General features: G+C 72.9%; 9 protein-coding genes and 1 pseudogene. 5 read left to right on the top strand and 5 right to left on the bottom strand.

What is annotated here, in order from left to right:
• Nucleotides 1-101: 101 nt before the first annotated feature.
• The 5 genes from STRAU_RS12925 to STRAU_RS12905 are packed head-to-tail and all read right to left on the bottom strand — an operon-like array spanning nucleotide 102 to nucleotide 5976.
• Nucleotides 102-1412: a DUF58 domain-containing protein gene (locus STRAU_RS12925; RefSeq protein WP_016640743.1), complete on the bottom strand. Its 1311-nt coding sequence runs from the start codon at nucleotides 1410-1412 to the stop codon at nucleotides 102-104.
• Complete coding sequence (locus STRAU_RS12920) at nucleotides 1412-2392, bottom strand: AAA family ATPase (protein ID WP_397892067.1); 981 nt, start codon at nucleotides 2390-2392, stop codon at nucleotides 1412-1414. The genes STRAU_RS12925 and STRAU_RS12920 overlap by 1 nt, the downstream gene beginning before the upstream one ends.
• Nucleotides 2392-3807 (bottom strand): DUF4350 domain-containing protein, encoded by a 1416-nt coding sequence (locus STRAU_RS12915; RefSeq protein WP_016640741.1) that lies wholly within the window; start codon nucleotides 3805-3807, stop codon nucleotides 2392-2394. Before STRAU_RS12915 ends, STRAU_RS12920 begins: the two co-directional genes overlap by 1 nt.
• The gene (locus STRAU_RS12910) at nucleotides 3804-4625 is read right to left on the bottom strand and encodes a DUF4129 domain-containing protein (RefSeq protein WP_016640740.1); all 822 of its coding nucleotides are present in this window, start codon (nucleotides 4623-4625) and stop codon (nucleotides 3804-3806) included. The genes STRAU_RS12915 and STRAU_RS12910 overlap by 4 nt, the downstream gene beginning before the upstream one ends.
• Before the next feature lie 4 nt (nucleotides 4626-4629).
• The gene (locus STRAU_RS12905; RefSeq protein ID WP_016640739.1) at nucleotides 4630-5976 is read right to left on the bottom strand and encodes a DUF7847 domain-containing protein; all 1347 of its coding nucleotides are present in this window, start codon (nucleotides 5974-5976) and stop codon (nucleotides 4630-4632) included.
• Nucleotides 5977-6137: 161 nt separating this feature from the next.
• On the opposite strand from STRAU_RS12905, the gene mtnA reads away from it, so the two are divergent.
• The 5 genes and pseudogenes from mtnA to STRAU_RS42940 all read left to right on the top strand — a co-directional run.
• The gene (mtnA, locus tag STRAU_RS12900; protein WP_016640738.1) at nucleotides 6138-7304 is read left to right on the top strand and encodes an S-methyl-5-thioribose-1-phosphate isomerase; all 1167 of its coding nucleotides are present in this window, start codon (nucleotides 6138-6140) and stop codon (nucleotides 7302-7304) included.
• Nucleotides 7305-7308: 4 nt separating this feature from the next.
• A complete protein-coding gene (gene mtrA / locus STRAU_RS12895; RefSeq protein ID WP_189176211.1) occupies nucleotides 7309-7998 on the top strand; it encodes a two-component system response regulator MtrA in 690 nt (229 codons plus the stop codon).
• Between the two features lies 1 nt (nucleotide 7999).
• Nucleotides 8000-10288 carry an MtrAB system histidine kinase MtrB gene (gene mtrB / locus STRAU_RS12890; RefSeq protein WP_052029063.1) on the top strand — a complete coding sequence of 763 codons (2289 nt, stop codon included), beginning with the start codon at nucleotides 8000-8002 and terminating at the stop codon, nucleotides 10286-10288.
• Complete coding sequence (locus STRAU_RS12885) at nucleotides 10278-12146, top strand: LpqB family beta-propeller domain-containing protein (RefSeq protein WP_037659024.1); 1869 nt, start codon at nucleotides 10278-10280, stop codon at nucleotides 12144-12146. The genes mtrB and STRAU_RS12885 overlap by 11 nt, the downstream gene beginning before the upstream one ends.
• Before the next feature lie 271 nt (nucleotides 12147-12417).
• Nucleotides 12418-12614, top strand: a pseudogene (locus tag STRAU_RS42940) (ComF family protein); the annotation flags it as partial.

Raw genomic sequence — 12614 nt, 5'->3', positions numbered from 1 at the left:
ACTAAATTTGATAAAGCCGTATCCCCCGAGTTTCGACTCGGGGGATACGGCTTTTTTGCGTTTCCTTGCAGACCCATTCTTCGGTTCCCCTGCCCCCCATTTCAGAGGCGGCCGGCTGCCTTCAGCGACAGATACGCGTCCGCCAGAGCGGGTGCCAAATCATCGGGAGTGGCGTCGACGACCGTGACGCCATGGCGGGAGAGCTGTTCCGCCGTGCGCCGGCGTTCCGCCTGGGCCTGGGCCGCGGCTGCGGCGTCGTACACGGCCTCCGTCGTACCCCGCGCCTTCGCCATCTTCGTGATGTGCGGGTCGGCGACCGACGCGACCAGGACCGTATGGCGTTGCGTGAGGCGGGACAGCACCGGGAGCAGGCCCTCCTCGATGGGAGCCGCTTCGAGGCTGGTGAGCAACACGATCAACGAGCTGCGGGGGGCGGTGCGCAGAGCTGTGGCTGTGAGGCCGCGGGCATCCGTCTCGACGAGTTCCGGCTCAAGGGTGGCCAACGCGTTCACAAGAGAAGGAAGGACGTCACCCGCGGCCTTGCCCTGGACCAGGGCGCGTACCCGGCGGTCGTACGCCAGGAGATCCACGCGGTCGCCGGCGCGGGAGGCCAGGGCGCCCAGGAGCAGGGACGCGTCCATGGACGCGTCCAGGCGAGGGGCGTCGCCGACCCGGCCCGCGGAAGTGCGGCCGGTGTCGAGGACCAGGAGGATGTGACGGTCACGCTCGGGACGCCAAGTGCGGACCGCCACGGAGGACTGACGAGCGGTTGCACGCCAGTCGATGGACCGGGTGTCGTCGCCGGGAACGTACTCGCGAAGGCTGTCGAACTCCGTGCCCTGGCCGCGGATCAGCACGCTGGTGCGGCCGTCGAGTTCGCGCAGACGGGCCAGCTTCGACGGCAGGTGCTTGCGGCTGGCGAAAGGCGGCAGGACGCGGAGCGTCCAGGGAACCTTGTGACTGCTCTGCCGGGTGAAGAGGCCGAGAGGCCCCCTCGAGCGGATCGTGACGCGGTCGGCCTGGTGGTCGCCGCGGCGGGTGGGACGCAGACGGGTGGTGAGGCGGCGGCGTTCGCCGGAGGGGACGTCCAAGCGCTGTCTGGACGCCGCGACTTCGGTACCGGGCTGCCAACTGCTCGGCGGCCAGGCGTCACGGAGTTCGGCGCGCAGGGGGCGACCAGTGGGGTTCGTGACGGTGAGCTGAACGTCCGCGGACTCGCCGAGGCGTACCGAGGTGTCGCCGGAGCGGGTCAGGAGGAGGCGGCGTACGGGAGCGGCCAGGGCGAAGTCGCAGGCGCAGGCCAGGGCCAGTGGGGCGTTGACCGCGAGGATGCCTGTCCAACTGGGTTCCAGGATGCCCACCGGGAGGGAGCCCAGGGCTGCCAGGAGGGCGGTGCGGCCGGTGACGGGCATCAGCGGGGCACCGGGACGTGGGCGAGGATCGCGTTGATGACGGAATCGGCCGTCACGCCCTCCATCTCGGCCTCCGGGCGCAGTTGGACCCGGTGACGGAGGGTGGGCAGGGCCAGGGCCTTCACGTCGTCGGGGATGACGTAGTCGCGGCCTGTCAGCCAGGCCCAGGCGCGGGCCGTGGAGAGCAGGGCCGTGGCGCCGCGCGGGGAGACGCCCAGCGTCAGGGACGGCGATTCGCGGGTGGCGCGGCAGACGTCGACTACGTAGGCAGTGATTTCGGGGGAGACGGTCGTCTTGGCGACCGCTGCCCTGGCCGCTTCCAGGTCGGCGGGGCCCGCCACGGGGCGCACGCCGGCGGCGCTCAGGTCGCGCGGATTGAAGCCTTCCGCATGGCGCTTCAGGACGTTGATCTCGTCCTCGCGCGAGGGGAGCGGGACCGTCAGTTTGAGGAGGAAGCGGTCCAGTTGGGCTTCGGGGAGGGGGTACGTGCCCTCGTACTCGACCGGGTTCTGGGTGGCGGCGACGAGGAACGGGTCGGGGAGCGGGCGCGGGGTGCCGTCGACTGTGACCTGGCGCTCCTCCATCGCTTCGAGGAGGGACGACTGGGTCTTGGGCGGCGTGCGGTTGATCTCGTCGGCGAGGAGGAGGTTGGTGAAGACCGGGCCCGGCTGGAAGGAGAACTCCGTGGAGCGGGCGTCGTAGACGAGGGAACCCGTGACGTCGCTGGGCATCAGATCCGGGGTGAACTGGACGCGCTTGGTGTCGAGTTCGAGGGACGCGGCGAGAGCGCGTACGAGGAGGGTCTTCGCGACGCCCGGGACGCCTTCGAGGAGGACGTGGCCGCGGCACAGCAGAGCCACGACAAGGCCGGTGACGGCGGGGTCCTGGCCGACCACGGCCTTGGAGATCTCCGTGCGCAGGGACTCCAGGGAGGAGCGGGCGCCGCCGGAGCTCGCGGCGTTGTCAGTGGTCGGGTCCATCATGAAGTACGTACCTCACTTTCGAGGGCGTCGAGTTGGTCGGCGAGGGCGATGAGACCTGCGTCGTCGCCGGGCGGCGGGCCGAAGAGGAGGGGGTGCAGGTCCTGGCCGGGCGTGCGGAGACGGCTGGTCAGGGCGGGCAGGAGCGCTTCGGGCGTGTGGGCCCGGGCGGTGGGGACGCCGACGAGGGGGGCGAGTCGGGTGCGGGTGGCCGAGCGGAGGGCCGCGGCGGCGCGGTCGCGGGCATCGGCCTTGCGGTAGAGGCGGGCGCGGCCTTCGGCGGTCTCGGAGGCGCGGATCGCGACGGGGAGGTTTTCGGGGACCAGAGGGCCGAGGCGGCGGGCGCGCCACAGGGCCGCGAGTACGGCGGCGACGGTGAGCTGCAGCGTGCCCCAGAGCCAGCCGGGCGGGATGAGGTCGAAGAAGCTGTCGTCGGCTGTGTCGTCGACCGCGTCGTCGGAGAGCGAGGGGAGGTACCAGACCAAGTGCGGGCGGGAACCGAGCAGTTGCAGGGCGAGCGAGGCGTTGCCGTGCTCGTCGAGGCGGTCGTTGTGGAGGATGTCGGGGGCGCCGAGGATGACGGTGTCGCCGCGCGCGGAGGTCTGGTCCGGCTTCTCCGAGGCGTCCTCTGGGGTGTCCTCCGTGTTGTTGCCCGTCTCCGGAGAGCCGTCCTTCGCGGTGGTCGCGGGGAGGCGCAGGAGGCTCGGCAGGCCGTCGTCGATGTAGCAGGTCTCGGCGTCGGGGGCGAGCGTGTCGTAGCGGATGCCGCCCACGTCCGCGGAGCCGGCGCGGCGGGCGGCGGGCAGGGAACAGTCGGGCGAGAGCGTCGAGTCGTAGCTGGTCGCGGGGTCGGCGGTGACCCCGGGGGCGAGCTTCGACACCGACGGGGGGCCCGGGGCGACCAGCACGGTGCGGCCGCCGGAAGCCTGGGTGGCGTCGTGCAGCCGGGACTGCTGGCGGTCCGTGAGGAGATCCGGGTCGGCCACCAGGAGGGTGGTGTCGGGGCCCGCGGCGGACCGCGCCTCCTCAGTGGTGGTGACGACGCGCGTGGACACGCCCCGGTCGGCGAGGAGTTCGGCGACGGCACGGCTGCCGTAGGGGTCGGCGGAGCGCGGATCGAGGCGGCCGTGCTGGGCGCCGGAGCGGACGGCCGCGATGGCGACGGCGGCCGCCAGGAGGACGACGACGGCGAGGACGACGCCGCGGGAGCGCGTCCAGAGCTGGCGTGGCGTGGGGGCGGTCGAGGTCGACGGGCCGCCGGGGGTCCGGGAGTTGGGCGACGGCAAGGTGGAGCCGGTCGGGGGCTCGGTGGGGGCGCCCGCCGGGGGAGCGGCGGGGGAGGCCGTCGATGTCGCGGAGGGAGCGGGCTGTGCGGGTGTTTTCGTAGCGTCCGGGGCGTCGGGGGAGTCCGTCATCGGATGGCTCCCCAGGAGGCCCTGTCGGACTCCGCGTGGGACGCGGTGGCCAGGAGCGGCTTGGTGCGTTCCAGGTCGTGGTCCAGGCCGGCGAGTTGGTGGTACGTCGCTTCCGTGGCCGTGCGGCCTCCGTACGTCACGTCGTCGAACTCCCGGGCGGCGACGTGCAGGCGTTCCGCGTGGTCGGGGAGAGGGCGGGCGGCCTCCGCGGCGGCCTCGTCCGCGGTGCGGCCGGGGCGCGGGTCGAGGAGGGCGCGCTCCTCCAGGGAGCGCACGACGGCCCGCATCCGCTCCTGGAGGGCCTGGTTCCAGTGGCCCTGGGCGGCGTGCGCCTCGGCGGCCGAGCGGTGCTCGGCGGCGCTGCGCGGGCGGTCGTCGAAGAGCGCCGCCGAGGTGGCGGGGGCGCGGCGCGGGGTGCCGAGGCGCCACCACAGCGCCACGGCGACCGCCACGACCGCGAGGGCGATGACCAGGAGGCCGACCGCGCCGCCCGGTGCCGCGCCGGAAGCCGCGCCGAACAGATCGTCCACCCACCCCCAGAAGCGGTTCAGAGCGCGCTGCAGGAGGCTCGGGTCGTTCTCGTGGTACATCGGCTCGGACAGCTCACGCTCGGCCGCCTCCCGCGCGGGTGCGCGCGGGACCGTCACCGGCGGCTCGTCACCCGCGCGCGGCAGTGCCAGGGCCGCGCCGAAGCCAGTGTCCGGCAGCGGAGAGACCGCGGCGAGGCCCGTGCGTGGCGGCGAGACCGCACCGAAGACGGTGCCCGGCAGTCGCGAGACCGCGCCGAGCGAGTCGAGAACCGCCCCTGCCGCCGTCACCGCATCAGCTCCCCGGTGTGCCGGGGGTACCGGGAGTGTCGGAGGGGCCGTGGCCCGGCACTCCGGCGGCGCGGGCGAGTTCGAGGTCGAGCGCCTCGCGGCGGATCCGCTGGTCGATGTAGAGGAGCACGGTGACCCCGGCGGTGATCGGGAACGTCAGCATGGAGCCGATCACCTGCCCGACGCCGCTGACGATCAGGAACGTCCAGCCGACCTCACCCGCACTGGCGTCGAGCAGGTTGGAGATGCTGTCCCCGCTCAGCGCGCCCGCGATGATCGTGAACGGGATGACGATGATCGACGCCACGACGTTCGCGATGACAGCGGCGAGGAGCTGGATGCCGAAGACGCGCCACCAGGAGCGCCGGACCAGCTTCACCGACCGGCTCATCGACTTCTTCACGCCCTGCTTCTCCAGCATCAGCGCCGGAGAGGAGAGCGAGAGGCGGACCATCAGCCAGATGGCGACGACACCCGCGGCGATACCGCCGAGCACGGCGAGGGCGAGCCCGGCGTCGGTGGCTCCGGCGGCGGCGATCAGCACGCCGGGCAGGGTGCCCGCCGCGACGACGCCCACGGCGATCAGCGGCAGCAGCAGCGTCAGGCCGATCAGCTTCCCGAGCCGTGGCCTGGAGTCCTGCCAAGCCTCCGCCGTGGTCACCGGCTTGCCCAGCACCGCGCGGCTGGTGACCATCGTGAGCAGGGCCGTCGCCACGATCGTGCCGAGCAGGGTGATCACGAGGACGGCGCCCGAACTGAGCAGTGTGTCCCAGAGCGCGCGCGTGACCTCGCCGACGGACGCGCTCGGGTCGTCCAGGGCCTCCGTGTCGGCGGCGTCGTTGAGGACCAGACCCTGGAGCAGGATGACCAGGACCTCGGTGACGACGGCGACGGTCAGCGAGATGCCGAGGACCGTGCGCCAGTGCGTACGCATCGTGGAGACCGCGCCGTCCAGGATCTCGCCGACGGCGAGCGGACGCAGCGGGATGACGCCGGGCTTCGCGGCGGCCGGCGGGCCCTGCCAGGCGCCCCAGCCGCGGTAGGGACCGCCGGGCCCGCCCGGACCGCCCGGGCCACCTCCCCAGCCGGGGCCGCCGGGACCACCGGGGCCGCCACCGCCACCCCAGCCCTGGCCGGGCGGTGCGGGTGGCGGGTTCTGGCCGGGGGCCGGAGGGCTGGGCGCGGACCACTGGGCGGGCGGCGGCTGCTCCTTGGACCACTTCGAGCCCGGGCCGCCGCTCGGCTGCTGGTCCGCGGGCTCGTCGGCCCCCTTCTCGCCCGGCTTCTTGTCCGGCTCGGGTCCGTCGGAGGGGGCAGATCCGGGCGAGGCCCAGCCCGGAGTGTCGTTCATCGTCGCTCCTTCACAGTGCCCGTCCGCGGTCGCGGCGGCGGGTTGGCAGCCATCGTGCCACGGGGCGGTTGCCCTGGGACCAGGCGCGGTGGCGCGGAGACCGTGTGCTGTATGGGCTGCGCACCTTCTATTGTCCGTCGGGTAGCGGGCAGACTGGGCGGATGGCTGATCAGTACGCGCAATCCGGCGAGGCCGTACGGCCCTCCGACGTCGCGGCGATGCCCGCGATTCCCGCTATCCGCTGGGACGAGCCCCCGGAGGGGCCCGTCCTCGTCCTCCTCGACCAGACCCGGCTGCCTGCCGAGGAGACGGAGCTGGTGTGCACGGATCCGCCCGCCCTGGTCCAGGCGATCCGGACGCTCGCCGTGCGCGGGGCCCCGCTGCTCGGCATCGCCGGCGCGTACGGCGTCGCGCTGGCCGCGGCCCGCGGCTTCGACGTGGACGAGGCCGCCGACGCGCTCGCGGGGGCGCGGCCCACCGCGGTCAACCTGGCGTACGGGGCCCGCAGGGCGCAGGCGGCGTACCGCAAGGCCGTGGCAGGCGGTGCGGACGAGCAGCAGGCGGCCGCGGCGGTGCTCGCCACCGCGCGGGCGCTGCACAAGGAGGACGCCGAGGCCAGCGCGCGGATGGCGGTGCACGGGCTGGCGCTGCTCGACGAGCTGATGCCCGGCGGTCGCCCCCGGGTCCTCACGCACTGCAACACGGGGGCGCTGGTCTCCGGCGGCGAGGGCACGGCGTTCGCGGTGGCGCTCGCCGCGCACCGCGAGGGGCGGCTGCGCAGGCTGTGGGTCGACGAGACCCGGCCGCTGCTCCAGGGCGCGCGGCTGACGGCGTACGAGGCCGCGCGCGCCGGTATGCCGTACACGCTGCTGACCGACAACGCCGCGGGTTCGCTGTTCGCGGCCGGTGAGGTGGACGCCGTGCTGATCGGCGCCGACCGGATCGCGGCCGACGGTTCGGTGGCCAACAAGGTGGGGAGCTATCCGCTCGCGGTCCTCGCGCGTTATCACCATGTGCCGTTCATCGTGGTGGCGCCGGTGACGACCGTGGACCCCGACACCCCGGACGGAGCCGCCATCGAGGTCGAGCAGCGGGCCAGTCATGAGGTGACGGAGGTCACAGTGCCGTTCGTGCCGGTGACGGGAGCCGAGGTGGGAGGCGGTATTTCCGTGGCGCCGCTGGGGACACAGGCGTACAACCCGGCCTTCGACGTCACTCCGCCCGAGTTGGTGACAGCGGTCGTCACGGAGGAAGGTGTCGTCTCACCCGTGACAACGGAGGGCCTCGCCGAGCTGTGTGCCAGGTCACGCCAGGTAACGATTAGCTAATGGGATGATGTCAGGCATGAAGGGACGAGTCCTTGTCGTCGACGACGACACCGCACTGGCCGAGATGCTCGGGATTGTGCTGCGTGGTGAAGGTTTTGAGCCGTCGTTCGTGGCAGATGGCGACAAGGCGCTGGCCGCTTTCCGGGAGGCCAAGCCCGATCTGGTGCTTCTCGACCTGATGCTGCCCGGGCGGGACGGCATCGAGGTGTGCCGCCTGATCAGGGCGGAGTCCGGGGTGCCCATCGTCATGCTCACGGCCAAGAGCGACACCGTGGATGTGGTGGTCGGCCTGGAGTCGGGAGCCGACGACTACATCGTCAAGCCGTTCAAGCCCAAGGAACTGGTGGCCCGCATCCGTGCGCGGCTTCGCCGGTCCGAGGAGCCCGCGCCGGAGCAGCTGGCCATCGGTGACCTGGTCATCGACGTGGCCGGGCACTCCGTGAAGCGGGACGGGCAGTCGATCGCGCTGACGCCGCTGGAGTTCGACCTGCTGGTCGCGCTTGCCCGCAAGCCGTGGCAGGTGTTCACGCGTGAGGTGCTCCTGGAGCAGGTCTGGGGCTACCGGCACGCGGCCGACACCCGTCTGGTGAATGTGCATGTGCAGAGGCTGCGCTCCAAGGTGGAGCGGGACCCCGAGCGCCCGGAGATCGTCGTGACCGTCCGTGGTGTCGGTTACAAGGCCGGACCGAGCTGACATGTCCCGCGACAGTTCCTCTCCGGCGCCCGGCGAACCGGGAGCGCGGCCGGGGCGGACTGTGCGGCCGCCGCGGCGCAGCGCCCGTTTCGGGGCGCTCGTCGACAGCGGTCTGATGCTGCAGGGCGGTGTGCAGGGCAGCAGCCCCCTGCTGCGGCTCTTCACGCGCTGGGTGCGCCGCCCGCTGCTGCCGATGATGCGGCTGTGGCGGCGCAACATCCAGCTCAAGGTCGTCGTCACCACGCTCCTGATGTCCCTCGGCGTGGTGCTGCTGCTCGGCTTCGTCGTCATGAGCTCGGTGAGCAACGGCCTGCTCAAGGCCAAGGTCAACGCGGCGCAGAGCCAGGCCGACGGCGGCTTCAGGGCCGCCCAGGAGCAGGCCAACAGCGCTCACCAGCCCGCCGCCCAGGGCGGCGACGCGGCCGACGGCCCCACCGCGCAGAACGCCGCCGTGTGGCTGTCCGAGCTGGCCGAGCAGCTCGCCAGCGGCGGCCAGAACGCCTTCTACGTAGTCACCCTGAGCTCCAACGCGAGTGACAGCGGCAGCGTGCGCGGGCCGCGCGCCTCCGGTGGCGTCGACCCGATCCAGAGCGTGCCGGTGGACCTGCGTGAACGGGTCGACGGCGGCTCGCTCGCGTACCAGAGCAATACGCGCATCGACTTCATCGACCACCGCGAGTCCCAGCCCGGCCTGGTGATCGGCAAGCAGCTGAGCGACCTCAACGGCGACTCGTACCAGCTCTACTACCTCTTCCCGCTGACGCAGGAAGAGGAGTCGATGAACCTGGTGCGCGGCACGCTCGCCACGGCAGGACTCTTCGTGGTGGTGCTCCTCGGGGCCATCGCCTGGCTGGTGGTACGCCAGGTCGTCACGCCCGTGCGGATGGCGGCCGGGATCGCCGAGCGGCTGTCCGCGGGGCGCCTTCAGGAACGTATGAAGGTCACCGGAGAGGACGACATCGCGCGCCTCGGTGAAGCCTTCAACAAGATGGCGTCGAACCTTCAGCTCAAGATCCAGCAGCTGGAGGAGCTGTCGCGGATGCAGCGGCGGTTCGTCTCCGACGTGTCGCACGAGCTGCGTACGCCGCTGACGACCGTGCGGATGGCGGCCGACGTCATCCATGAGGCGCGCGTCGACTTCGATCCGGTGACGGCACGCTCCGCGGAGCTGCTCGCCGACCAGCTCGACCGCTTCGAGTCGCTGCTCGCGGATCTGCTGGAGATCAGCCGTTTCGACGCGGGTGCGGCGGCGCTGGAGGCCGAGCCGATAGATCTGCGCGAGGTGGTACGCCGCGTGGTCGGCGGCGCCGAGCCGCTGGCGGAGCGCAAGGGCACGCACATACGCATCGTCGGCGACCAGCAGCCGGTGGTCGCCGAGGCGGACGCGCGGCGCGTGGAGCGGGTGCTCAGGAACCTCGTGGTCAACGCCGTGGAGCACGGCGACGGCAAGGACGTGGTGGTGCGGCTCGCGGCCGCGGGCGGCGCCGTCGCCGTCGCGGTGCGGGACTACGGGGTCGGGCTCAAGCCCGGCGAGGCCACTCGTGTGTTCAGCCGCTTCTGGCGGGCCGACCCGGCACGCGCGCGTACCACCGGCGGTACGGGCCTCGGGCTCTCCATCGCCCTGGAGGACGCGCGGCTGCATGGCGGATGGCTACAGGCGTGGGGCGAGCCGGGCGGCGGCTCGCAGTTCCGGCTCACGCTGCCGCGTACGGCGGACGAGCCGCTGCGGGGTTCGCCGATACCGCTCGAACCCGACGACTCGCGGCGCCACCGCGGCCTGAACGGCGCGGGGCTGCCGCTCGGCGGTGGTACGAAGCGGGCCACGGTGCCCCACCAGGCGCCCCCGGACCGGGTGCCGCCGCCCGTGCCCGCGAAGGCTCCCATCGCGCCGCGACTGGCCCGTGCCGCCGCCCTGGACGTGGATCCCACGGCTCTGCCGGGCAGCGGGGCGCGCGTGGTGCCGCGGCAGGGGTGGGAGGAGTCCGGGGCGGACACGGCTGCGGGTGCGGGCCCTGAGGCCCGGGCGGGCGCGGAAGCCCTGGCGAAGGACGCCCCGGCGGCCGCGGGTGCCGCGGCGGAGAGGGATGCCCAGGCAGAGACGGATGCCCCGGCGCAGACGGATGGTCCGGCAGGTGCTGAAGCTTCCGAGGGTGCCGAGGACTCGGCGGGTGCCGAAGCCTCCGCAGGTGCCGAGGACCCGGCAGGTGCTGAGAACCGGGCAGGTGCCGAGGACCCGGTGCGGCGGGATGCCGTTGTGGGCAGGGAAGAGGGGGCCTCGCGTGGGCGCTGAGGGTCAACTGCGGGGGCGCACGCGCCCGCTGCGCGCCGGTCTCGTGCTTGCCGCGTGCGGCGCGCTGCTCGCCGGATGCGCCTCCATGCCCGACGAGGGCAACATGAAGAAGGTCGACGCCTCACAGCGGCCCGACTCGCAGTCCCAGGTGCGCGTGTACGCGATGCCGCCGCCCGAGGACGCCGGCGCCGTGGACATCGTCCAGGGCTTCCTCGAGGCGCTGACCAGCGACGATCCTGACTTCGCGATCGCCCGGAAGTACCTGACGAAGAAGGCTTCCGACAACTGGCACCCGGAGCGCTCCACCACGGTGCTCGCCGACGGCCCCAACACCGTCGCGGACAACGTGGGCAACGACAACGAAGGCGAGCGTACGTACGCGCTGACCGGCCGCAGGCTCGCGACGGTGAACGAGCAGCGCGCGTACAAGCCCGACGCGGGGGCGTACCGCCAGGCAGTCCACCTCACGCAGCAGAACGGGCCGAACGGCAGGGTGTGGCGCATCGACGCCCCGCCGCCGGGCGTCGTGATCGGCGAGTCCGACTTCGAGCGGAACTACCAGGCCGTCAACAAGTACTACTTCGCGTCGCCTCCGAAGGGCCTCGGTACGGCCCGCCAGGTCGGCAGGCAGCAGGGTCTCGTCGCGGACCCCATCTTCGTACGCCAGCGCATCGATCCGCTGACGGAGACGGTGAAGGCGCTGCTCGGCGGGCCCACCAACTGGCTCCGCCAGGTGGTACGGACGGCGGTCCCCGAAGGCGCGCGGCTCGCCCCCGACACCAAGTCGCTCACGCCCGACGACAAGAACAAGCTTGTCGTGCCGCTGAACGCGCGCGCGGACACGCTCGGCCACGACCGGTGTACGGAGATGGCGGCCCAACTGCTCTTCACCCTGCAGGACCTGACGGCCTCCGGAGTCGAGCAGGTGGAGTTGCAGCGCACGAACGGCTCGCAGTTGTGCGTGCTGAGCAAGGACCGCGCCGAGACCGTCGCGCCGCACCGCACGGCGGACCTCCCGGCGTACCAGTACTTCGTCGACGGCGCGAAGAAGCGTCTGGTGCGGATGCCCGGCAACACGGGCAGCAATGCCGCGCCCGAGCCGGTGACCGGGCCGTTCGGCGAGGGCGAGCAGCCGCTGCGCTCGGCGGCCGTGTCGCGCGACGAGGAGCGGGGGGCCGGGGTGTCGCTCGACGGGCGCCGGCTCTACACCGCGTCGCTGGTGTCCAAGGGGTCGCTCGGCGGCCCGGAGCTGCGGTCCCGCTCCAAGTCGGAGAGCGACGGGTTCTCGACGCCCAGCTGGGACGTCCGCGGCGACCTGTGGGTGGCCGACCGTGATCCGAAGCGGCCGCGACTGCTGTGGCTCGCGGAAGGCACCGGCGAGCCGGTGCAGGTGAACGTTCCCGGTCTGGACGGGAGCATCAAGGCGGTGCGGGTCGCGGCCGACGGGGTGCGGGTCGCGCTGCTCGTGGAGAAGGGCGGCAAGACGTCGCTGCGGATCGGCCGGATCGACTGGGCGGACGGCAAGGGCGGACAGCCCGACATCTCCATCGTCGAACTGCTGGAGGCGGCCCCGCAGATGGAGGAGGTCACCGCCATGTCCTGGGCGGGCGTCAGCCGCCTCGTGGTGGTCGGGCGCGAGTCCGGCGGAGTGCAGCAGATGCGGTACGTCCAGAGCGACGGGTCCGCGCGGACGGGGGCGACGCTGCCCGGCCTCACCGGCGTGAAGGAGATCGCCGCGTCCGAGGACGAGCGGCAGCCGCTGGTGGCCCACTCGGACGACGGCATCGTCCGGCTGCCGTCCGGCGCGCAGTGGCAGACCGTGGTCAAGGACGGGGCGAAGCCGGTCTATCCCGGGTGAGGCGCGGGTGCGGCGGCGCGGGTGAGAAGCGCTGTTGAGCCCGGGTGAGAGGCCCGGGTGAGGGTGCCGTCATGTCCGCGTGACGGGCGGGGCGGCGCCGTACCGGGCGGGTGAGGCTGACCCGGCCTGCCCGCGGCCCGCTCCCGGCCCTGCCCCCGGGCTCGCTCTCTCAACAACGCTTCTCCCCAGGTCAATTGGGGTGCACGGGGTTATCCACAGGCGGTTGTCCACAGGGGTGGCCGCTGGGCGTCCGCGTTGGCACAGTGGAGACATGCGGGGGTGGTGGCAGGACCTCACGGATCTGGTGCTGCCGGCCGACTGCGCCGGCTGCGGGGCGCCGCGTGTGGCCCTGTGCGCCGGATGCCGGGCCGCTCTGTGCGGGGCGGCGCCGCGCGGGGTGCGGCCGGTTCCGGAGCCGCGGGGGCTGCCGGTCGTGCACGCGGCCGCTCCGTACGGGGACGCGGTGCG

Source organism: Streptomyces aurantiacus JA 4570 (assembly GCF_000414115.1).
In the GTDB taxonomy this organism is placed as follows: domain Bacteria; phylum Actinomycetota; class Actinomycetes; order Streptomycetales; family Streptomycetaceae; genus Streptomyces; species Streptomyces aurantiacus_A.
The sequence above is the reverse complement of the archived record's forward strand: the minus strand, read 5'-3'. Positions and strand labels throughout refer to the sequence as shown.

Bases quoted from the DNA above. Each gene is read 5' to 3' on its own strand.
- STRAU_RS12925 (WP_016640743.1), bottom strand. From the start codon at position 1,412: ATGCCCGTCACCGGCCGCACCGCCCTCCTGGCAGCCCTGGGCTCCCTC.
- STRAU_RS12920 (WP_397892067.1), bottom strand. From the start codon at position 2,392: ATGGACCCGACCACTGACAACGCCGCGAGCTCCGGCGGCGCCCGCTCC.
- STRAU_RS12915 (WP_016640741.1), bottom strand. From the start codon at position 3,807: ATGACGGACTCCCCCGACGCCCCGGACGCTACGAAAACACCCGCACAG.
- STRAU_RS12905 (WP_016640739.1), bottom strand. From the start codon at position 5,976: ATGAACGACACTCCGGGCTGGGCCTCGCCCGGATCTGCCCCCTCCGAC.
- mtnA (WP_016640738.1), top strand. From the start codon at position 6,138: ATGGCTGATCAGTACGCGCAATCCGGCGAGGCCGTACGGCCCTCCGAC.
- mtrA (WP_189176211.1), top strand. From the start codon at position 7,309: ATGATGTCAGGCATGAAGGGACGAGTCCTTGTCGTCGACGACGACACC.
- mtrB (WP_052029063.1), top strand. From the start codon at position 8,000: ATGTCCCGCGACAGTTCCTCTCCGGCGCCCGGCGAACCGGGAGCGCGG.